General features: G+C 73.5%; 23 protein-coding genes. 12 read left to right on the top strand and 11 right to left on the bottom strand.

Annotation, left to right across the window (positions count from 1 at the left end; translation table 11 throughout):
- Window positions 1-5: 5 nt before the first annotated feature.
- The 5 genes from QWZ14_RS31560 to hpnI are packed head-to-tail and all read right to left on the bottom strand — an operon-like array spanning window position 6 to window position 5,433.
- Complete coding sequence (locus QWZ14_RS31560; protein WP_290321061.1) at window positions 6-971, bottom strand: Bug family tripartite tricarboxylate transporter substrate binding protein; 966 nt, start codon at window positions 969-971, stop codon at window positions 6-8.
- A 38-nt stretch (window positions 972-1,009) separates the two neighbouring features.
- Window positions 1,010-1,984, bottom strand: a complete 975-nt coding sequence (locus tag QWZ14_RS31555) for a lysylphosphatidylglycerol synthase domain-containing protein (protein ID WP_290321060.1) — start codon at window positions 1,982-1,984, stop codon at window positions 1,010-1,012.
- Window positions 1,981-2,796, bottom strand: a complete 816-nt coding sequence (gene hpnK, locus QWZ14_RS31550) for a hopanoid biosynthesis-associated protein HpnK (RefSeq protein ID WP_290321059.1) — start codon at window positions 2,794-2,796, stop codon at window positions 1,981-1,983. Before hpnK ends, QWZ14_RS31555 begins: the two co-directional genes overlap by 4 nt.
- Window positions 2,797-2,822: 26 nt before the next feature.
- Window positions 2,823-4,271: a hopanoid biosynthesis associated radical SAM protein HpnJ gene (gene hpnJ / locus QWZ14_RS31545; RefSeq protein WP_290321058.1), complete on the bottom strand. Its 1,449-nt coding sequence runs from the start codon at window positions 4,269-4,271 to the stop codon at window positions 2,823-2,825.
- Between the two features lie 22 nt (window positions 4,272-4,293).
- Complete coding sequence (hpnI, locus tag QWZ14_RS31540; protein ID WP_290321057.1) at window positions 4,294-5,433, bottom strand: bacteriohopanetetrol glucosamine biosynthesis glycosyltransferase HpnI; 1,140 nt, start codon at window positions 5,431-5,433, stop codon at window positions 4,294-4,296.
- A gap of 74 nt (window positions 5,434-5,507) precedes the next feature.
- On the opposite strand from hpnI, the gene QWZ14_RS31535 reads away from it, so the two are divergent.
- Genes QWZ14_RS31535 through QWZ14_RS31520 form a run of 4 tightly spaced genes read left to right on the top strand, consistent with a single transcriptional unit; the run spans window position 5,508 to window position 7,712 of the window.
- Window positions 5,508-6,332, top strand: coding sequence for an MlaA family lipoprotein (locus QWZ14_RS31535; RefSeq protein WP_290321056.1), 825 nt, complete (start codon window positions 5,508-5,510; stop codon window positions 6,330-6,332).
- Window positions 6,333-6,370: 38 nt separating this feature from the next.
- Complete coding sequence (locus QWZ14_RS31530; protein WP_290321055.1) at window positions 6,371-6,961, top strand: helix-turn-helix domain-containing protein; 591 nt, start codon at window positions 6,371-6,373, stop codon at window positions 6,959-6,961.
- Window positions 6,958-7,491 (top strand): GNAT family N-acetyltransferase, encoded by a 534-nt coding sequence (locus tag QWZ14_RS31525; protein ID WP_290321054.1) that lies wholly within the window; start codon window positions 6,958-6,960, stop codon window positions 7,489-7,491. The genes QWZ14_RS31530 and QWZ14_RS31525 overlap by 4 nt, the downstream gene beginning before the upstream one ends.
- Complete coding sequence (locus QWZ14_RS31520; protein ID WP_290321053.1) at window positions 7,491-7,712, top strand: hypothetical protein; 222 nt, start codon at window positions 7,491-7,493, stop codon at window positions 7,710-7,712. Before QWZ14_RS31525 ends, QWZ14_RS31520 begins: the two co-directional genes overlap by 1 nt.
- Window positions 7,713-7,777: 65 nt before the next feature.
- Here the strand turns inward: QWZ14_RS31520 and QWZ14_RS31515 are convergent, their stop codons facing one another.
- Complete coding sequence (locus QWZ14_RS31515) at window positions 7,778-8,215, bottom strand: DUF1772 domain-containing protein (RefSeq protein ID WP_290321052.1); 438 nt, start codon at window positions 8,213-8,215, stop codon at window positions 7,778-7,780.
- Window positions 8,216-8,258: 43 nt separating this feature from the next.
- Window positions 8,259-8,906, bottom strand: a complete 648-nt coding sequence (locus tag QWZ14_RS31510) for a DUF1275 family protein (RefSeq protein ID WP_290321051.1) — start codon at window positions 8,904-8,906, stop codon at window positions 8,259-8,261.
- Between the two features lie 135 nt (window positions 8,907-9,041).
- Here QWZ14_RS31510 and QWZ14_RS31505 point away from each other — a divergent pair, with 135 nt between their 5' ends.
- Window positions 9,042-10,127 (top strand): TRAP transporter substrate-binding protein, encoded by a 1,086-nt coding sequence (locus tag QWZ14_RS31505; protein ID WP_290321050.1) that lies wholly within the window; start codon window positions 9,042-9,044, stop codon window positions 10,125-10,127.
- Between the two features lie 37 nt (window positions 10,128-10,164).
- Here the strand turns inward: QWZ14_RS31505 and QWZ14_RS31500 are convergent, their stop codons facing one another.
- Both QWZ14_RS31500 and QWZ14_RS31495 read right to left on the bottom strand, forming a co-directional pair.
- Window positions 10,165-10,467 (bottom strand): hypothetical protein, encoded by a 303-nt coding sequence (locus QWZ14_RS31500; protein ID WP_290321049.1) that lies wholly within the window; start codon window positions 10,465-10,467, stop codon window positions 10,165-10,167.
- 85 nt (window positions 10,468-10,552) lie between these two features.
- Window positions 10,553-11,617: an SDR family oxidoreductase gene (locus QWZ14_RS31495; protein WP_290321048.1), complete on the bottom strand. Its 1,065-nt coding sequence runs from the start codon at window positions 11,615-11,617 to the stop codon at window positions 10,553-10,555.
- A gap of 100 nt (window positions 11,618-11,717) precedes the next feature.
- Here QWZ14_RS31495 and QWZ14_RS31490 point away from each other — a divergent pair, with 100 nt between their 5' ends.
- Together QWZ14_RS31490 and QWZ14_RS31485 are read left to right on the top strand one after the other, a co-directional pair.
- Window positions 11,718-12,089, top strand: coding sequence for a winged helix-turn-helix transcriptional regulator (locus QWZ14_RS31490; protein WP_290321047.1), 372 nt, complete (start codon window positions 11,718-11,720; stop codon window positions 12,087-12,089).
- Window positions 12,090-12,155: 66 nt separating this feature from the next.
- Window positions 12,156-12,959 carry an undecaprenyl-diphosphate phosphatase gene (locus QWZ14_RS31485; protein ID WP_290321046.1) on the top strand — a complete coding sequence of 268 codons (804 nt, stop codon included), beginning with the start codon at window positions 12,156-12,158 and terminating at the stop codon, window positions 12,957-12,959.
- 25 nt (window positions 12,960-12,984) lie between these two features.
- Here the strand turns inward: QWZ14_RS31485 and QWZ14_RS31480 are convergent, their stop codons facing one another.
- Window positions 12,985-13,944 (bottom strand): serine/threonine dehydratase, encoded by a 960-nt coding sequence (locus tag QWZ14_RS31480; RefSeq protein ID WP_290321045.1) that lies wholly within the window; start codon window positions 13,942-13,944, stop codon window positions 12,985-12,987.
- Between the two features lie 102 nt (window positions 13,945-14,046).
- On the opposite strand from QWZ14_RS31480, the gene QWZ14_RS31475 reads away from it, so the two are divergent.
- Genes QWZ14_RS31475 through ptsP form a run of 5 tightly spaced genes read left to right on the top strand, consistent with a single transcriptional unit; the run spans window position 14,047 to window position 18,109 of the window.
- Window positions 14,047-14,496, top strand: a complete 450-nt coding sequence (locus QWZ14_RS31475) for an HPr kinase/phosphorylase (protein WP_290321044.1) — start codon at window positions 14,047-14,049, stop codon at window positions 14,494-14,496.
- Window positions 14,493-15,458: an RNase adapter RapZ gene (gene rapZ, locus QWZ14_RS31470; protein WP_290321043.1), complete on the top strand. Its 966-nt coding sequence runs from the start codon at window positions 14,493-14,495 to the stop codon at window positions 15,456-15,458. The genes QWZ14_RS31475 and rapZ overlap by 4 nt, the downstream gene beginning before the upstream one ends.
- Window positions 15,455-15,928, top strand: coding sequence for a PTS sugar transporter subunit IIA (locus tag QWZ14_RS31465; protein WP_290321042.1), 474 nt, complete (start codon window positions 15,455-15,457; stop codon window positions 15,926-15,928). Before rapZ ends, QWZ14_RS31465 begins: the two co-directional genes overlap by 4 nt.
- Complete coding sequence (locus QWZ14_RS31460; RefSeq protein ID WP_290321041.1) at window positions 15,925-16,245, top strand: HPr family phosphocarrier protein; 321 nt, start codon at window positions 15,925-15,927, stop codon at window positions 16,243-16,245. The genes QWZ14_RS31465 and QWZ14_RS31460 overlap by 4 nt, the downstream gene beginning before the upstream one ends.
- Window positions 16,235-18,109 (top strand): phosphoenolpyruvate--protein phosphotransferase, encoded by a 1,875-nt coding sequence (ptsP, locus tag QWZ14_RS31455; protein ID WP_290321040.1) that lies wholly within the window; start codon window positions 16,235-16,237, stop codon window positions 18,107-18,109. Before QWZ14_RS31460 ends, ptsP begins: the two co-directional genes overlap by 11 nt.
- Before the next feature lie 30 nt (window positions 18,110-18,139).
- Here ptsP and QWZ14_RS31450 read toward each other — a convergent pair.
- The coding region (locus tag QWZ14_RS31450; RefSeq protein ID WP_290321039.1) for a hypothetical protein at window positions 18,140-18,417 on the bottom strand (278 nt) is incomplete at its 5' end.

Genomic DNA, 18,417 nt, shown 5'->3' with positions numbered 1-18,417 from the left:
GGGCTTCAGCCGCCGCTGATGCCGGCCGCCTTGACCACCCGGGCCCAGCGCGCCGCTTCCGCCGCCATGAAGCGCTGGAATTCGGCGGCGCTGCCCGGCAGCGGCTCGAGACCCTGGGCGGTGAATTTGGCCAGCACCTCGGGGTCGCGCATGGCCTCGTGCAGCGCCGCGTTGAGGGTCTCGACCCGCGCCGGGGCGAGGTCCTTCGGCGCCAGCAACCCGTACCAGTTCACCACGTCGAAGCCGGGCACGCCGCTCTCGGCGATGGTCGGCACCGCCGGCACCAGGGCCGAGCGGCGGGCGGTCGGCACCGCCAGCGCCCGCAGCCGGCCCGGCCTGCCGTCGCCGGGCTGGACATGCGGCAGGGTGGTCGCCGCGGTGGCGAAGCCGAAGTCGATCTTGCCCGAGATCAGGTCGGTGATGAGCTGGCCGCCGCCGCGGTAGGGCACGTGCACCGTCTCGATCCCCGCCGCCTGGTCGAGCACCGCCGCCGCCAGGTGCCCGGCCGAGCCGACCGAGGAGGAGCCATAGGTCAGCACCCCCGGTTCCCGCTTCGCCGCCGCCACCAGCTCCGCCACGCTCCGCCAGGGCCGGTCCGCCGGCACCACCAGCAGGTTGGTGACGTCGACCAGCAGCGAGACCGGGGTGAAGGCGGTGACGGGATCCAGCGACAGCTTGGTCAGCAGCGGGTTGACCGTCATCTGGCCGATGGTGCCGACCATCAGGGTCAGCCCGTCGGGCGGCGCCTGGGCCAGCAGCTCGTTCGCCAGGTTGCCGGCGCCGCCGGGGCGGTTGTCGACGACGACCGGCTGGCCCAGCAGGGCCGAGAGCCTCGGCGCCAGGATGCGCATGGTGATGTCGACGCCGCCGCCGGCGACGTAGCCGACGATGACGCGGATCGGCCGGCCCTCGGCCCGCGCGGCCAAAGGCAACAGGGATGCGGCGGCCAGCAGGCCGCGACGATGGAGCATGGGACGGCCTCCGGCAGGTTTCCCGGCAGGCTAGACCCTCAGCCCAGCCCCGGCGAGACGCGGGCGATCCGCCGTTCCGCCCAGACCCAGGCCAGCAGCCCCGGCAGGAAGATCACCAGGTCGCGCAGCCGCCGGGCGATGGCGAGCGCCGCCGCCACCTCGGCCGGCAGGCCCAGCAGCAGGCCGAGGCCGAGGAAGCCCGCCTCCTGCAGCCCCAGCGCGCCGGGGACCAGGAAGGCGGCCGAGGACAGCGCCTGGATCATCGCCTCGATCGCCACCGCCTCGGCCAGGCCGACGGGATGGCCGAGGAAATACAGCGCCAGCCAGATCTCGAGCGCCCCGGCCACCCAGCCGAGGAACTGCCAGAGGAAGCACCCCAGGATGGCGCCGCGCAGCCGCCAGATGCGCCGGGTCATCCGGTCGATCCGCGCCGAATGCGCGGCGAGGCCGGTGAAGCGCCCGGCGGCGATGGCGTTCAGCCCGCGCGCCAGCCGGCTCAGGATATCCGCCCGCTGCGCCAGGATGAAGCCGCCCGCCAGCGCCACCCCGCCGAGCATCCCAAGCGCGATGCCGCCCCAGCCGAACCCGGCGCCGGCCCAGGCCAGCAGCGCCAGGCCGAGCAGGGCGAAGCCGAGCTGGCTGAGGATGGAGATCGCCATGTCGACCATCAGGCTGGCCGCCGCCGGCGCGACGCCGACGCCCTCGCCGCGCAGCAGCCGGTAGGAGGCGATCTCGCCGCCGACGCGGGCGACCGGCAGCAGCCCGTTCACCGATTCCCGGATCCAGACATTGGCGGTCATGGCCGCCAGGGACGGCCGCCGCGCCCGCGGCAGCAGGATGGCCCAGGCATGGCCGTTCAGCGCCATGGCCGGCACATGCGCGAGCGCGGCCAGCACCAGCCCGAGCCCGGCGGTGGCGAGCAGCGCCCGCACCTCGCCGAGGTCCTGCTGCGCCAGCAGCAGCAACGCCCCGGCCAGGCCGCCGAGCGCCAGCAGGATGCCGGCGCGGTTCATGCGAGCATTGCCGCGTAGCCGCCGGTGGCGATCCCGGCGCAGGCCGCGCGCACCCGCGGGTCGAGCAGCGCCGCCAGCTCGCCGGGGTAGTCGTAGCCCGGCGCCGCGCCGGGAAAGCCGCCGGCCGTCGCCGGATGCAGGTAGACCTCGGTGACCCCCGCCGGCAGCCGCGGCAGCAGCGCGGCCAGCCGCCCGGCGGTGACATGCCCGGTCCAGGCCAGCCCCACCACCCGGTCCGGCGCCCTGAGGCCGTGGCGGGCCGCCAGCCGCCGCAGCACCGCCGCCAGCGGCCAGAGCGCCCGGCCGGCGCCCGGCACCAGCGAGGGCGGCTCCCAGGGGATGCGGACCGCCCGCACCCCGGCCGCCGCCGCCGCCCGGAAGGCGACCGCCGCGATCACCGGATGCAGGTGGAAGTGCTTGTGGGCGTTGAGGTGGTCGCAGGCGAGGCCGGTCGCCCGGAAGGCGGCGAGCTGCGCCGCGACCTCGGCCCGGAGCTGCGCCCGCGCCGCCGCCGAGACGGCGAGGGTCAGCCCCAGCCCCGGCATGTCGTCGCGGAACCGGCCATCGGCCCGGACCAGCGCCGGGATGCGCTCGGGCGGCAGGGTCGGGGTGCCGTCGGTCAGGGTCAGGTGCAGCCCGACTGCAAGCCCCGGGTTGCGCCGTGCCACCGCCACGCCCCCGGCGGCGGCGGCCTCGCCGACCATCAGGCTGGCGGCGGTCAGCACGCCGTCGCGGTGGGCCTGCTCGATGGCGGCGTTGACCTCGGGGGCGAGCCCGAGGTCATCGGCATTGACGATGACCCGCCGGCGCATGGCCGGCAGCGGTCAGGCCGCCGCCCTCAGGCCGCCGCCTTCTGGGCGTCGCCCACGGTCTTGCGCTCCTTGAGGAAGTGGAAGAACTCCACCCCCTCGCGCAGCCGGCGGACCAGCATCTGCCGGTCGCGGATCATCTCGCCGCAGATCGAGGCGATCTTCGGCGCGCGGAAGTAGAACTTCCGGTAGAAGCTCTCGACCCCGTCGAAGATCTCCGTGTGCGACAGGTGCGGATAGGCCAGCGGCGCGATCTGCACGCCGTGCGCATCGACGTACTCGGTATGCGCGGTGTCGAGCCAGCCTTCCTTCTGCGCCTGGTCGAAGAGGAAGGTGCCGGGATAGGGCGCCGCCAGCGAGACCTGCAGCGTGTGCGGGTTGGTCTCGATGGCGAATTTGATGGTCTCCTGGATGGTCTCGGTCGTCTCGCCGGGCAGGCCGAGGATGAAGGTGCCGTGGATCATGATGCCGAGCTCGTGGCAGTCCTTGGTGAACTGGCGGGCGACCTCGATCCGCATGCCCTTCTTGATATTGTGCAGGATCTGCTGGTTGCCGCTCTCGTAGCCCACCAGCAGCAGCCGCAGCCCGCCGTCCTTCAGGACCTTCAGGGTCTCGCGCGGCACGTTCGCCTTGGCGTTGCAGGACCAGGTGACGCCGAGCTTGCCCATCTCGCGGGCGATGGCCTCGGCGCGCGGCAGGTCGTCGGTGAAGGTGTCGTCGTCGAAGAAGATCTCCTTCAGCCCGGGGAAGCTGTCCCGGATGTAGCGGATCTCCTCGATGACGTTGCCGACCGACCGCGTGCGGTAGCGGTGCCCGCCGACCGTCTGCGGCCAGAGGCAGAAGGTGCAGCGGCTCTTGCAGCCGCGGCCGGTGTAGATCGAGACGTAGGGATGCTTGAGGTAGCCGATGAAGTACTTCTGGTACTCCAGGTCCCGCTTGTAGACCGGGGAGACGAAGGGCAGGCTGTCCATGTCCTCCAGCACCGGCCGGTTCGGGTTGTGGACCAGCACGCCGGAGGGGTTGCGCCAGGACAGGCCCTGGATGGCGCCCCAGTCGCGGCCCTCGGCCACCTCCTTCACCGTGAAGTCGAATTCGTTCCGCGCCACGAAGTCGATCACCGGCGCGTCGCGCAGGCTCTCGGCCGCCTGCACCGCGACCTTGGCGCCGATCATGCCGACCTTCAGCGAGGGGTTCTCGGCCTTCAGCCGCTCGGCCACCTTCACGTCCGAGGCGAAGCTCGGGGTCGAGGTGTGCAGCACCAGCAGGTCCTTGTCCCGCACCATCGGCACCACGTCGGCCAGCGACTGCTTGTGCGGCGGGGCGTCGACCAGCTTCGAGCCCTCGACCAGCGCCGCCGGCTGGGCCAGCCAGGTCGGGAACCAGAAGCTCTTGATCTCCCGCTTGGCCTGGTAGCGGGACCCGGCGCCGCCATCGAAGCCGTCGAAGGAGGGAGCCTGGAGGAACAGGGTGCGCATCATCGGCTCGGAAATCCCCGGTATTTTACGCTTCGACCATGCTGCCGTCGGGCCGCATGCGGTATCGCCGGCCCTGCCACGTCACCGTGCCCCGGGCCAGTCCAGCTCCCCATATAGCGAAGGAGAGCAGGTCGCGCAGGGGAAGAAGCAGAATTCTCGCCAGCCGCCAAGGCTTGCCCAGCACCCGGTCCACCACCAGCGCCACCCCGAGCCGCGCCGCCAGCGCCAGCAGCAGCGCCACCCAGCCGAAGGGGACCAGCAGCGCCGCGGCCAGCCCCGGCACCAGCGGATAGGTGATGCCCATCCCGGCATAGCCGGCCGGGTCGAGCGCCCGCAGCGTCCGCGCCCAGCGCAGCTCGTGCGCCGCCAGCGCGAGCGGTCCCGGCTCCGCCATCACATGCCCCGGCAGCACCGGCGCCACCACCACCGCCAGCCCCAGCCGCCGCACCGCCGACCCCAGCGCATGGTCGTCGGCCAGCAGCCCGGCCAGCACCTCGAAGCCGCCGATCCGCGCCAGGGTCTCGGCCCGGAGCGCCATGGTGGCGCCGTAGCAGCCGTTCGCCCGGCCCATGGCCTCGCCGAGGCAGGCATTGGGCAGGAATTGCCAGTCGATCCCGAGCGCCGCCAGCCGCGACCACAGCCCGGCATCCGCCGCCTCGCCGCGGTAGAGGCAGGTCACCAGCCCGACGCCGGGGTCGGCCAGCGGCGCCGTCACCGCGGTGAGCCAGTGGGGCGGCATCCGCATGTCGGCATCGGCCACCACCAGCACGCCGTGGCGGGCCCGGGCGGCGAGGTTGACCAGCTGGGAGACCTTGCGGTTCGGCCCCCATTGCCGGGCATCCGCCAGCAGGGCGGCCTCGGCGCCCGGCGCGGCGGCGATCGCCGCCCTGGCCACCGGCCCGGCGCCATCCGCCGGATCGGGGATGCCGAACAGCACCTGCACCGGCGCCGCGTGCCGCTGCGCCAGCGTCGCCGCCAGGTTCTCCGCCAGCCCCGGCTCGGCGCCGTGCAGCGGCTTGAGGAGGGTGGCGGGCAGGGCAGGGGCCGCGCGCGGCACCTGCCGGCCGAAGCGCCAGACCGCCCGCGCCGCCAGCCCCGCCGTCACCGACCCGGCCAGGGCGAGCAGCCCCGCCAGGGCGCCGATCACCGCTGCCGGATCAACCACGCCGCACCCGGAATGCCGGTCGCCACCCGCGGCCGCTCTGGGCTAGCCTCTGCCTTCCCCTGCCGGTTGCCCCCATGCCCCGTCCGATCACCCAGCGTCCGATCACCCTGCTTGCCCTGCTGCTCGCCACCGGCCTCGCCGCCTGCGCCCAACCGGGCCGGGAAGCGCGCCTCGCCTCGAATTCCGCGTCCCGCATCGCCTCGGACGCCGCGGGCACAGCGCCGCCGGTCGTCGTCCAGGCCCCGACCGACCCGAGCGACCCGCTCGAGGCCAGCAACCGCCGGGTGCTCGACTTCAACCTGCGGCTCGACGACGCCGTCCTGCGCCCGGTCGCGGTGGTCTACCGCGACAGCCTCGGCAATTGGACCCGGACCCGCATCCGCAACCTGCTGGCCAACCTGAACGAACCGACCGCCGCCGCCAACAGCCTGCTGCAGGGCCGGCCGCAGGAGGCCGCGACCACCGCGCTGCGCTTCGTCTTCAACAGCACCGCCGGCCTCGGCGGGATGTTCGACCTGGAGCAGTTCGGCGGCCCGCCCCGGGCCAGGCGCGACTTCGGCGAGACCCTGCATGTCTGGGGCCTGCCCGACGGCCCCTACCTGATGGTCCCGGTGCTCGGCCCCTCCAACCCGCGCGAGCTGACCGGCAGCATCGCCGACGGCTTCATGAACCCGATCAACTACCTCATCCCGGTCGGCGCCAACCTCGGCCGCGGCGCGGTCGAGGGGGTGGACACCCGGGAGCGGAACATCGAGACGCTGGACGAGATCCGCACCGGCTCGCTCGACGTCTATGCCCGGCTCCGCAGCCTCTGGCAGCAGCACCGCGACGCCGAGCTGGGCCGCACCACCGCCGGCGCGATCGACGTGCTGGACGACCCGGGCGCCACCCCGCGATAGCCCTTGGATTCCACTATAGTGGAATCTAGTCTGGGGGGATGAGCGAGACCGCGCCGCCCTCGGCCGAGGACCCCGACACCCGCCTCGGCGCCCGCATCCACGCCCTGCGGGCCGCCCGTGGGCTGACGCTGGAGGCCCTGGCCGGCCGCGCCGCGGTGAGCCGGGCCATGCTGTCCCGGATCGAGCGCGGCGAGTCGAGCCCGACCGCGCAGCTGCTGGGGCGGCTCTGCGGCGGCCTCGGCATCACCCTCTCGGCGCTCTTCGCGGCGGCCGAGGCAGCCGCGGGCCCGGTGGTCCGGCGGGCCGACCAGCCGGTCTGGGACGACCCGGAAAGCCGCTACCGCCGCCGCCAGGTCTCCCCGGCCGGCAGCGGCTCCCCGGTCGAGATCGTCGAGGTCGAGTTCCCCGCGCATGGCCGCGTCGCCTTCGACCGCCAGGAGCTGCCCGGCACCGACCAGCACATCTGGGTGCTCGAGGGCCGGCTCGAGCTGACCCTGGGCGAGGAGGCGATCCGGCTGGAGCAGGGCGACTGCCTGCGGATGCGCTTCGGCCGGCCCATCCTGTTCCGCAACCCGGAGGACCGTCCCATCCGCTACGCCGTCATCCTCGGCCATGGGGCCGCGCCATGATCCGTGCCCTCCCCGCGGCCGAGGCGGAAGCCCGGCTGCCCGAACTCGCCGCGCTGCTGGTCGATGCCGTGGCGCATGGCGCCTCGGTCAATTTCATGGCCGGCCTCACCGCGGCGGAGGGCGAGCGTTTCTGGCGCGGCCAGCTGCCCGGCCTCGCCGCCGGGGAACGCCGGCTCCTCGTCGCCGAGGCCGAGGGGCGGCTGCGGGGGACGGTGGTGCTGAGCTTCGCCCTGCAGCCCAATGCGCCGCACCGGGCCGAGATCGGCAAGATGCTGGTCCACAGCGGCGCCCGCCGGCAGGGGCTCGGCCGCCGCCTGCTGCAGGCCGCCGAGGACGCCGCCCTCGAGGCCGGCCGCAGCCTGCTGCTGCTGGACACCGAGGCCGGCAGCGCCGGCGAGGCGCTGTACCGCCGCTGCGGCTGGACCGCCTTCGGCACCCTGCCCGACCATGCCTTCACCCCGGACGGCCGCCTCGCCGCCACCATCTACTTCTGGAAGTCGCTCGGCCCGCACCGCCGGGGGACCCGCTGATGCCGCCGCCCTCGGACCCCGGCGCCGGGCACAACGGCGGCCCGCCGCTGGAGGAGGACCCGGATGCCGGCTGGCGGCTGTACTGCTGGAAGCGCGCCAGGAAGAAGGCCTGGGCCGCGCCGCCCGAGATCGCCCTGCGCCGGCTGGCCCGGGCCGAGGAACTCGGCATGAGCTACCGGGCCTATACGCTGGAGATCCTCGAGCGCGGCAAATACCTCTAGCGGCCTGGCGGCCGAAACCGGCGCCTGGTGCCCACGCCCGGGTCAGGCCCGGGTGCAATCCGAACCTAGCGGGCGACCAGGAAGCCCCAGGCGAACAGCAGCGACGCGGCAGCGCCGAGCAGGCTCCTGACGCCATGCAGACCGCCCCAACGACGCAGCAGGTCGCGGCTTTCCGCCCCCGCATGCTGCGGCCGCATCGCCATCAACCGCGTGTTCGTGGGCATGATGACCAGCATCGTGAACGGCCAGTTGGCGAGCAGGAGCAGGCTTCCCGCCATCCACTGCCAGTCGCGCAGGGAATACCAGCCCAGAAGCCCTGCGGCCCCTCCCAGCACGGCCAGCCCGGCCTGGATGGGCAGGGCGCGCTTGTAGCTGGGCTGCCACTGCGCGAGCAGGGGCCCGTCGTCCAGGCCCATCCTGGCCGGATGCTCGACGAGGGTGATGTAGAGCGCGGCCCCGGCAAAGAGGGTCGCGGCGACAAGGGCAACAAGGCCTGGGACCACCGGAATTCTCCTCTGGTGCGCGACGGGTACCACCGGTCGGGTTTCACCCGCGAGGGGTCCGGGCCGCCGCCGCCGCCAGCCCGGCCGCGGCCAGCGCCGCCGCGGCCGGCACCGCCAGCGCATCGCCGCCCAGCCGCGCATCCAGCGCCGCGCCCAGCGTCGCCCCCGCCACCAGCGCGGCCCAGGCGGCGAGCTGCGTCACCCAGGCCTCGTGCCGGCCGGCGCCGGCCACCGCCGCCATCAGCGCCTCGGCGAAGCGGGTCAGCGCCCCGGTCACGAAGGTGATGCCGCCGACCCCGGGCAGGGCCAGGTTCAGCGCCCCCATGGCCGGCACCACGGCGAAGGCCAGCGGCGCCAGCCCGGCGCCGCCGACCGGCGGCAGCCGCCAGCCGCAGCCCAGCAGCGCCGCCACCAGCCCCAGCACCACCGGCGCCCGCCAGCGCCCGGCCAGCCGGCCGAGCCCGGCCGCCACCACCGCCCCGGCGGTGAACAGCCCGACCACCACGGCCAGCTCGGCCGCCCGCACCGGCCGCCCTTCGGCCAGGGCGACCCCCAGCATGGTGCTGGTGCCGCTCATGAAGCTCACGAAGAGCTCATGCAGCCGCAGCCAGCCGATGGCGTCGACGCAGCCGGCCAGCGCCACCAGGGGCACCGCCAGCCAGGCCCTCAGCCGCAGATCCGCCTCCGCCATGCACCCCCCGCTGTCCCGCGCTGCGGCCCGCCCCCTGGGCACACCTCCGCGCGCGCCCCTTGCATCCGCGGCGGCTTCGGGCTTTTTCCTGGCGCCGCCGTCACACCAGCCGACAACAACCGGGAAGAAACCGCCATGAACCGCCGCCTCCTCTTCGGCGCCGCCGCCGCCGCCGCGCCGCTGACGCTCGCCACCCCCGCCCTGGCCCAGTCGAACCCCGAGATCCGCTGGCGCCTGGCCTCGGCCTTCCCGCGCAACCTGGATGTGCTCTACGGCACCGGGGAGCGCATCGCCCAGCGCGTCGCCCAGCTCACCGACAACCGCTTCCAGATCCGCTTCTTCGCCGCCGGCGAGATCGTCCCCGGCCTCTCGGTGCTCGACGCGGTGCAGGCCGGCACCATCGAGGCCGGCCATACCCCGGTCTACTACTACACCGGCAAGGACCCCTCCTTCGCCTTCTTCACCGCGCTGCCCTTCGGCCTGAACGCCCGGCAGAACCTCGCCTGGCTGCAGTACGGCGGCGGCAACGAGCTGGCGGCCGAGCTGTTCAAGGATTACGGCATCATGGGCTTCCCCGCCGGCGACACCGGCGCGCAGATGGGCGGCTGGTTCCGCAACGAGGTGAAGTCGATCGAGGACCTCAAGGGCCTCAAGTTCCGCGTCGCCGGCCTGGCGGGCGAGATCTTCCGCAAGCTCGGCGCGGTGCCGACCCAGATCGCCGCCAGCGACATCTACCCCTCGCTCGAGCGCGGCACGCTGGACGCGGTGGAATTCGTCGGCCCGCACGACGACGAGAAGCTCGGCTTCGTCCGCGTTGCCCGCAACTACTACGCCCCGGGCTTCTGGGAGGCCGGCGCCCATCTGCACCTGCTGATCAACCAGACCGAATTCGCCAAGCTGCCGGCCGCCTACAAGGCGGCGCTCGAAGTCGCCTCGGCCGAGGCCAATTCGGACATGCTGGCGCGCTACGACCACCTGAACCCGCAGGCGCTGCGCCGCCTGGTCGCCGCCGGCGCCCAGCTCCGCTACTGGCCGCGCGAGGTCCTGCAGGCCTCCTGGCGCGAGGCGCATGGGCTGTACGAGGAGATGTCGGGCAAGAACGAGCGGTTCAAGAAGATCTGGACCGCCTACCGCGCCTACCGCGACGAGGAATACCAGTGGTTCCGCGTCGCCGAGAGCAGCTTCGACAACTTCGCCTTCCCCGCCGCCGCGCAGCGCTGATCCGCCCGGGCCGGGGGTCGAGGTCGGCCCCCGGCCCTCAGCCCCGGCCGAGGTTCAGCAGGGACAGCAGCGGGACCAGCGCCGCCAAGGCCACCGGCACCGACCAATATTCCGTGTCGATCCGGAACAGCCGGTGGCGGCGCCGCGGCACCACCCGTTCCTGCGTCGCCGGAACCACCAGCTCCCGCCCCGCCTGCCCATCTGGACTGCGGCCGACCAGCCGATTCGCCGCCGCCGCGGCGAAGAGCCCGGCGCTGAAGGCGAGGTCGGGGCGGCCGAGCGCGGCGAGGCCCCACGGCCCCCACCGCCACGGCGGTGCCCACCACGATGGGCAGCACACGCCCTGCCTCTCCATCCGTCGAGGCAGCGGCGTCGCCGGCCCGCCGGCGTTCCGGCACGGCGGCCGGGGAATGGCCGCCCGGCCGCTACGGGATGACCCGCGCCTCCCGCAGCCGGGCGAACAGGTCGAAGAAGGCCTCGTCCGTCGCCTGGTAATCGAGGAAGCCGAGCTTCCGGCTCCGCCCCATGTCGGTCACCACCTCGATCGGCCGGCCGAGGTCGGCATCGGTATGCCAGGCCGAGGCGACCCGCCCGAGGTCCGGCTCCACCAGCCCGTGCTTCCGGGCGAGCTCCGCCCATTCCGGCCCGGCCCCGGCGAGCTGGCCCTCGAGCGGCGTCACCGCGGCGGGGAAGGGGGCCGGCTCCAGCCCGAACCAGCCGGCGATGCGGCCCCACATCCAGGACCAGCGGAAGACGTCGCCGTTCACCACGTTGAAGGCGAGGTCGCGCGCCGCCGGCGTGGTTGCCGCCCAGCTCAGGTGGCGGGCCAGCAGCCGGGCATCGGTCATGTCGGTCAGCCCGTTCCACTGCATGGCCGAGCCGGGGAAGACGAAGGGCCGCCCGGTCTCGCGGCACAGCGTGGCATAGGCGGCGAGCGTCGTGCCCATGTTCATGGCGTTGCCGACGGCATGGCCGATGATGGTATGCGGCCGGTGCACGCTCCAGCCGAAGCCGTCCCGCGCCGCGGCGGCGAAGACCTCGTCTTCCTGCGCGTAGTAGAAATTCTCGACCTCGAGCCGCGGCTGCTCCTCCCGGAACGGGGTCGCCGGCAGGCTGCCCTTGCCATAGGCCTCGAAGGGTCCGAGGTAGTGCTTGAGGCCGGTCACCAGCCCGACGTGCCGCACCGAGCCGGCCTTGCGCGTCGCATCCAGCAGGTTGCGCACCATGGCGGCATTGACCCGGATGTTCTCCGCCTCGGTCGGCTGGCGCATCCAGGTGGTGATGAAGACGTGATCCGGCCGCAGCCCCGCCAGCGCCTTCCCCAACCCGGCCGGGTCGAGCAGGTCGGCGGCAACCGGCCGCAGCCCCGGGATATCGGCCGAGGGCCGCCGCGCCAGCCCGGCGACCTCGAAGCCCTGCTCCACCAGATGCCGGGCCAGGGCATTGCCCACGATCCCGCTGACCCCCACCACCAATGCCGACTGCGCCATGCTGCGTTGCTCCAATTCTGTGGCCCGGCAGGTGGGTGCCGGTCCCTGCCCGGGCTAGAAGGCACCTGAAGGGGACATAGCCACCCCGGGGTGCCCATCCATGCCGAAGCCGGAAACCCATACCGAGGATTGCGCGCCCCGCCGGGTGCTGGAGCTGTTCAGCAGCAAGTGGACCAGCATGGTGCTGCATGCGCTCCACGCGCTGCACGGCGGCACCTGCCGCACCGGGGAGCTGCAGCGCAGCCTGCCGGGGATCAGCAAGAAGATGCTGACCCAGACGCTGCGCGCCATGGAGGCCGACGGCCTCGTCTCCCGCCGGGTCTTCGAGGTGGTGCCGCCCCGGGTCGAGTACAGCCTGACCCCGCTGGGCCGGGAGTTCGTCGAGCCGATCGAGCTGCTCTATGCCTGGGGCGCGGCGCATGCCGAGGCGCTCGACCGGCTGGGCCGCCGGTCCGCCCCCAAGCCTCCCTGAGCGGCTACCCAAGCCCCCATCCCCGCCGCTATAGCCACCCCGCCGTCACCGGAGCACCCCGCGCCCATGTCCTTCGCCGATCTGCTCTCCGCCCTCGCCATGGGCGTGCTGGAGGGGCTGACCGAATTCCTGCCGATATCCTCCACCGGCCACCTGATCCTGCTGGGCTCGCTGATCGGCTTCAAGGGACCGCCGGGGAAGGTCTTCGAGGTCTCGATCCAGCTCGGCGCCATCCTCGCCATCATCTGGCTCTACCGCGGGCTGCTGCTGAACCTCCTGCGCGGGATGTGGCGGCCGGGGCGGGAACGCTTCTACGTCGTCAACATCCTGCTCGCCTTCCTGCCGGCGATGGTGCTCGGCGCCACCCTGCACAAGACGATCACCGAGGTGCTGTTCAACCCCTGGGTCGTCTCCTGCGCGCTGATCCTGGGCGGCATCGCCATCATCCTGATCGAGCGCGCCCGCCCGGCGCCGTCCATCCATTCGGTGCCCGAGATGGGGCCGCTCGCCGCTCTGCTGGTCGGCTTCGGCCAGGCCCTGGCGATGATCCCCGGCACCTCCCGCTCGGGCGCCACCATCATCACCGCGCTGCTGCTCGGTGTCGACCGCAAGGCCGCCGCCGAGTTCAGCTTCGTCCTGGCCATCCCGACCATGCTGGCGGCCAGCGCCTTCAGCCTGTTCAAGGTGCGGAACGAGATCACCACCGATGGGCTGGGCCAGGTCGCGGTCGGCTTCGTCGCCGCCTTCCTGGTGGCGCTGGTGACCGTGCGCTGGGTGCTGTCGATCATCGGCCGCACCGGCTTCACCCCCTTCGGCTGGTACCGCATCGGCCTCGGCAGCCTGATGCTGGCCTGGCTCCTGCTGCACTGAGGCCGGCGGGGCAGGCCGCCCCCGCCTAGCCGGTCACGCTGCCCGGCGGGCAATTCCCGCCGCAGACCAGGACGCCGACCTCGGCGCCGGCCGGCGCCACCCAGGCGCCGCAGAGCAGCGCCGCCAGGGCGGTCGCCCCGCCCGGCTCCGCCGCCACCCGCGCCGCCTCCCAGAGCAGCGCCTGGGCGGCGCGGATCGCCGCATCCGGCACCAGCACCGCCGCCGCCACGTGATCCCGGGCCACCGCGAACATCAGCGCCCCCACCTGCCGCGCGCCGAGGCTGTCCGCCGCCAGCCCGCCGACCGGCGCCGGCACCGGCCGGCCCTCGCGCAGCGCGGTCGCCAGGGTCGGGCAGCCCTCGGGCTCGACGCTCACCACGCCGACGCCGCTGCCGGCGTACCAGCCGGCCATGCCGCCGATCAGCCCGCCGCCGCCGGTCGCCACCAGCACATGGGTCAGCCCCGGCGCATCCTCGGCCAGCTCCTGCGCCACGGTGCCCTGGCCGGCCAGCACGCTGTCCTGGTCGTAGGCATGCACCGGCAGCGCCCCGGTCTCGGCCGCCCGCCGCTCGCTCGCCTGCCGCGCCTCGTCGTAGGCGGCGCCGCCCACCACCAGCCGCGCCCCGTAGGACTCGATCCGCGCCCGCTTGGCCGGGCCGGTGATCTCCGGGACGAAGATCTCGGCCGGCACCCCGAGCGCCCGGGCGGCATAGGCCACCGCCGCCCCGTGGTTGCCGCCCGAGGCGGCGATCACCCCCGCCGCCGGCAGCCGCCCGTCCTCCCGGGCAGACAGGATCGTGTTGAAGGCTCCCCGCGGCTTGAAGCTGCCGCTCGCCTGCAGCAGTTCCAGTTTGAGTATGATGGGATGCGGCAGTCCCAGGTCGCCGCCGCCCAGCCGCAGCAGCGGGGTCCGGCGGATGTGCGGGGCGATGCGCCGGGCGGCGGCACGGATGAGGTCCGGGGTCACGGGAAGGGATTGGGTCATGATGCGGCTCCGGTGGCATGTCCTCTGCTGCGGTGCAACCGAGGGTGCCCTTTTAACCCCTTGGTCTTTCTGCCATGGTGAATTGGATGTTGGCTGGCGGCCATGATGCTGCTCCATGCGAGTTCGATCGCCCGGGAAGGGGACGCCGTCCTCCTCCTCGGTCCACCCGGGTCAGGGAAGTCCGATCTGGTGTTGCGCCTGCTGCATTCGGGATGGTCCCTGGTCGCCGATGACCAGGTCGCGCTGCGGGCGGAAGCCGGGGAGTTGCGCCCGGCCGCGCCGCCCGCCCTGGCCGGGCTGCTGGAGGTCCGCGGCCTCGGCCTGTTCGGCCCGCTGCCGACCGCCCTCTCGCCCGTGCTCCGCCTGGTCGCCCGGCTGCTGCCGCGGGCCGAGATCCCGCGCCTGCCCGAGCCCGAGTCCTGGTCCGCCGCCGGCGTCAGCCTGCCCGCCATCCGCCTCCACCCCTTCGACGCCGCGGCGCCGGCCCGGCTCGGCCTCGCCCTCGACGCCGCGCTCGGCCGCATCCCCTGCCGGGCGGGCGCCTTCGCATGACCACCCCCGCCCGGCCGGTCGTGCTGGTCACCGGCCTCTCCGGCGCCGGCCGCAGCTCCATCCTGCACCACCTCGAGGACCTTGGCTTCGAGACCGTCGACAACCCGCCGCTCGACCTGCTGGAGGAACTCGTCGGCGACGGCGCGGTGCCGCTGGCCGCCGGGATCGACGCGCGGTCGCGCGGCTTCGACCCGGCGCAGGTGCTGCTGACCCTCGCCCGGCTGCGGCTGCGGCCGGACATCGCGGTCACCCTGGTCTTCGCCACCGCCGAGACCGCCGTGCTGCAGCGCCGCTACTCGGAAACCCGCCGCCGCCATCCGCTGGCGCCCGGCGGCCCGCTCGGCAACCGCGTGACCGACGGCATCGCCCGCGAGCAGGCGCTGCTCGCGCCGCTGCAGGAGGCCGCCGACATGGTGGTCGATACCTCCGACCTGCCGCTGCCCGACCTCCGCCAGCTGATCGAGCGCCTGTTCCGCCGCGAGGAGACCCCGGGGCTGCTGATCCATGTCCGGTCCTTCGGCTTCCCGCACGGCCTGCCGCGCGACGCCGAGCTGGTCTTCGACGTGCGCTTCCTGCGCAACCCGCACTACGACCCGGCGCTGCGGCCGCTCACCGGCCGGGACCCGGCGGTCGCCGCCCATGTCGAGGCCGACCCGGACTTCGCCGGTTTCTGGCAGCGGCTCACCGGATTCATCGATCCGCTCTTGCCGCGCTACGTGGCGGAGGGCAAGAAGTACCTCACCGTCGCCCTGGGCTGCACCGGGGGCCGTCACCGCTCGGTCCTTGTGGCGGAACGTCTGGCCGACCATCTGAGAGGCCTGGGCTGGCGTGCGGATGTGACCCATCGGGAACTCGATGACACAGCGGCGACGCCAGGCGGGTCGGCACCGGGCGGATCACCTGCCTCCGCCGCACCACTTGCCCATACCGGGGGTCGGGAGGCCCTGACGCCGTCCCCATGATTGGATTGGTTCTGGTCACCCATGGCCGGCTGGCCGACGAGCTCCGCCTCGCCATGGAACACGTGGTCGGGCCGCAGCGCGCGGTCTCCACGGTCTGCATCGGCCCCGACGACGACATGGAAGGTCGGCGCCAGGACATCCGCGACAGCATCGCCGCGGTGGAGCAGGGCGACGGCGTCGTCGTCCTGACCGACATCATGGGCGGCACCCCCTGCAACCTCGCGGTCTCGCTGGCCGACCACAACCATGTCGAGGTCATCGCCGGGGTGAACCTGCCCCTGCTGGTGAAGCTCGCCAAGATCCGCTCCTCCGAGCCGCTGGCCGAGGCGGTGGACCATGCCACGGCCGCCGGCCGCAAATACATCGCCGCCGCCGGGGACATCCCGAACGGGATCGCCCGGGTCAACGGCGGCGCCAACGGCAATGGCCCCAACGGGAAGGGCCAAGCAAACGGTGGGAACAAGCCATGAGCGACTTCGGGACCCAGGCCGTGCCGGCCGGCAGCAGCGACGCCGACCTGGTGCTGCGCCAGTGCATCACCATCCGCAACAGCCGCGGCCTGCATGCCCGCGCCGCGGCCAAGCTGGTGACCCTGGCGGAACGCTACTCCGCCTGCCTCAGCGTCTCGCGGGACGGGCAGAAGGTCCCGGCCTGCTCCATCATGGGTCTGATGATGCTGGGCGCGGGGCAGGGAAGTAAGGTAACCATCGAGGCCGAAGGCTGGGATGCGCGGGAGGCCCTGGATGCGGTCGCCGGCCTGGTCGAGGCCGGATTCCATGAAGATTGAGAAAGCCGAAAGGCCCGATCCGAAGCCCGAATCCAAGGCGGAGACCAAGGCCGCCGCCGAAGCCCTCCGCAAGCCCGGCTCCCGCAAGGGCCGCGAGCACCCGATCCGCGGCATCCCGGTCTCCCCGGGCATCGCCATCGGCCCGGTCTTCGACACCACCGAGGAGCCGACCGAGGCCCCCCGCCGCAGCGTCCCGGCCGACCGGGTCGAGGCCGAGAAGCAGCGCCTGGCCGAGGCCACCGCCCTCTCGCGCAAGCAGCTCGGCAAGCTGAAGACCCGGCTCTCCGTCCTGCCCGAGGAGGCGCAGGAGGAACTCGCGCCGCTGCTCGACGCCTATGTGATGATGCTCGGCAATTCCCGCCTGCTGCGCGGCGCCCGCAAGCGGATCGAGAGCGAGTTGCTGGCGGCCGAGACCGCGGTCGGCGACGAGGCCGAGGCGATCGCCGCGCTGATCCTCGCCGCCCGCGACGACGACAAGCCCGGGCTGCAGCGCCGCGCCGGGGAGGTGCGGGAGATCGCCCGCCGGCTGACCCGCAACCTGATGGCGACCCCCTTCCGCAGCCTCAAGGGCATGCCCGAGGGCGCCATCCTGGTCGCCGAGGAGCTGACCCCGGCGGATGCCGCGCTGCTCGACCCGACCCGCATCGCCGGCGTCGCCACCGACGAGGGCGGCGCCGACGGCCATACCGCCATCATGCTGCGGGCGCTGGGCATCCCGGCCATCCTGGGCGCCTCGGGCCTGTCCGAGAGCGCCGAGCGCGGCGACCTCGCAGTGCTCGACGGCGCCGCTGGCACCATCGTGCTGCGCCCGGGCGACAAGGCCCTGGAGAAGGGCCGCGCCGCGGTCGCCGCCTTCGCCAAGGAGCGCGCCAAGCTGGCCAAGCTGCGCCGGCTGCCCGCCGTCACCACCGACGGCGAGCCGGTCGAGCTGCAGGCCAACCTCGAGATCCCGGCCGAGCTGCCGCTGATCGCCCTCTCGGGGGCCATCGGCATCGGCCTGCTGCGCACCGAGTTCCTCTTCATGAACCGCGAGGACCTGCCGGACGAGGAGGCGCAGCTCGCCGCCTATACCCAGGTGGTCGAGGCCATGGGCGGCGACCCCGTCACCATCCGGGTGCTGGACTGGGGCGGCGAGAAGGACATGCAGGCGCTCTCGGAAGGGGTGGCGCCGACCCATTCCGGCCCGAACCCGGCGCTCGGCCTGCGCGGCCTGCGGCTGCTGCTGAAGCGGCCGGAGCTGCTCGAGGCGCAATTCGCCGCCATCCTGCGGGTGGCCGAGCGCGGCCCGGTGCGCATCCTGCTGCCGATGGTCACCAACCCCTCCGAGGTGAAGGCGGCGCGCGACATCTACGAACGCGTCGCCCGGCGCCTCCGCCGCAAGGGCACCCACCTGCCGGAGAAGCTGCCCGACCTCGGGGTGATGATCGAGACGCCGGGCGCCGCGCTGGCCGCCGATGCCATCGCGCTGGAGGCGGATTTCTTCGCGATCGGCACCAACGACCTCGCCATGTACACCCTGGCGGTGGACCGGGCCGAGGCCGAGGTCAGCCACCTCTACGACCCGCTGCACCCGGCGGTGCTGCGGCTGATGCAATTCGCCACCGAGGCGGCGCTCCGGCTGCGGATGCCGGTCTCGGTCTGCGGCGAGATGGCGGGCAACCCGAAGCTGGTGCCGCTGCTGCTGGGCCTCGGGATCCGCTGCCTCTCGATGAATGCCAGCGCCATCCCGCGGGTGAAGCAGATGGTCCGGGCGCTCGACATCGGCGACTGCGCCCGCTTCGCCCGGCGGGTGATGGAGCAGTCCGACCCCGCGCGAATCCACGAGCTGGTGCAGGGCTTCGCCCCCGGCGCCGACCGCGGCTGAGCGGGCTGCAGGCTGGACAGCGGCCAGGATTCAGACTATATTCCTAAAGTCGGCCGCCATCCCCGCCGGCCCTGGCGACTTTATCCTCAATTCTAAAATTCTGTCGGCCTGATCCAGCGAATTCAATACGTTAGATTGCGGCGGTTGAGCGGAATTGAGCGGAATTGAGCCGAATTTTACCGAATTCAGGGCCGCGTAGCAGCCGGCCGGCGCCGCCTTGAGGCCGCCGCGAAGCCCCGCCGCGCCCGGCCGCCCGGCAGCGGGGCAGGCCGGCCGGGCCCGGCCGCGCCGGCCCCCGTCCGCCAGGC

The sequence above is a fragment of the Paeniroseomonas aquatica genome (genome assembly GCF_030409335.1).
In the GTDB taxonomy this organism is placed as follows: domain Bacteria; phylum Pseudomonadota; class Alphaproteobacteria; order Acetobacterales; family Acetobacteraceae; genus Belnapia; species Belnapia aquatica.
Note: the sequence above shows the minus strand (reverse complement) of the source record. Positions and strands in the feature narration are given on the sequence as shown.

Bases quoted from the DNA above. Each gene is read 5' to 3' on its own strand.
- QWZ14_RS31530 (WP_290321055.1), top strand. From the start codon at position 6,371: ATGAGCGAGACCGCGCCGCCCTCGGCCGAGGACCCCGACACCCGCCTC.
- QWZ14_RS31535 (WP_290321056.1), top strand. From the start codon at position 5,508: ATGCCCCGTCCGATCACCCAGCGTCCGATCACCCTGCTTGCCCTGCTG.
- QWZ14_RS31555 (WP_290321060.1), bottom strand. From the start codon at position 1,984: ATGAACCGCGCCGGCATCCTGCTGGCGCTCGGCGGCCTGGCCGGGGCG.
- QWZ14_RS31460 (WP_290321041.1), top strand. From the start codon at position 15,925: ATGAGCGACTTCGGGACCCAGGCCGTGCCGGCCGGCAGCAGCGACGCC.
- QWZ14_RS31485 (WP_290321046.1), top strand. From the start codon at position 12,156: ATGTCCTTCGCCGATCTGCTCTCCGCCCTCGCCATGGGCGTGCTGGAG.
- QWZ14_RS31480 (WP_290321045.1), bottom strand. From the start codon at position 13,944: ATGACCCAATCCCTTCCCGTGACCCCGGACCTCATCCGTGCCGCCGCC.
- hpnK (WP_290321059.1), bottom strand. From the start codon at position 2,796: ATGCGCCGGCGGGTCATCGTCAATGCCGATGACCTCGGGCTCGCCCCC.
- QWZ14_RS31560 (WP_290321061.1), bottom strand. From the start codon at position 971: ATGCTCCATCGTCGCGGCCTGCTGGCCGCCGCATCCCTGTTGCCTTTG.
- QWZ14_RS31495 (WP_290321048.1), bottom strand. From the start codon at position 11,617: ATGGCGCAGTCGGCATTGGTGGTGGGGGTCAGCGGGATCGTGGGCAAT.
- QWZ14_RS31475 (WP_290321044.1), top strand. From the start codon at position 14,047: ATGATGCTGCTCCATGCGAGTTCGATCGCCCGGGAAGGGGACGCCGTC.
- QWZ14_RS31520 (WP_290321053.1), top strand. From the start codon at position 7,491: ATGCCGCCGCCCTCGGACCCCGGCGCCGGGCACAACGGCGGCCCGCCG.
- QWZ14_RS31505 (WP_290321050.1), top strand. From the start codon at position 9,042: ATGAACCGCCGCCTCCTCTTCGGCGCCGCCGCCGCCGCCGCGCCGCTG.
- QWZ14_RS31490 (WP_290321047.1), top strand. From the start codon at position 11,718: ATGCCGAAGCCGGAAACCCATACCGAGGATTGCGCGCCCCGCCGGGTG.
- QWZ14_RS31525 (WP_290321054.1), top strand. From the start codon at position 6,958: ATGATCCGTGCCCTCCCCGCGGCCGAGGCGGAAGCCCGGCTGCCCGAA.
- QWZ14_RS31510 (WP_290321051.1), bottom strand. From the start codon at position 8,906: ATGGCGGAGGCGGATCTGCGGCTGAGGGCCTGGCTGGCGGTGCCCCTG.
- hpnJ (WP_290321058.1), bottom strand. From the start codon at position 4,271: ATGATGCGCACCCTGTTCCTCCAGGCTCCCTCCTTCGACGGCTTCGAT.
- rapZ (WP_290321043.1), top strand. From the start codon at position 14,493: ATGACCACCCCCGCCCGGCCGGTCGTGCTGGTCACCGGCCTCTCCGGC.
- ptsP (WP_290321040.1), top strand. From the start codon at position 16,235: ATGAAGATTGAGAAAGCCGAAAGGCCCGATCCGAAGCCCGAATCCAAG.
- QWZ14_RS31465 (WP_290321042.1), top strand. From the start codon at position 15,455: ATGATTGGATTGGTTCTGGTCACCCATGGCCGGCTGGCCGACGAGCTC.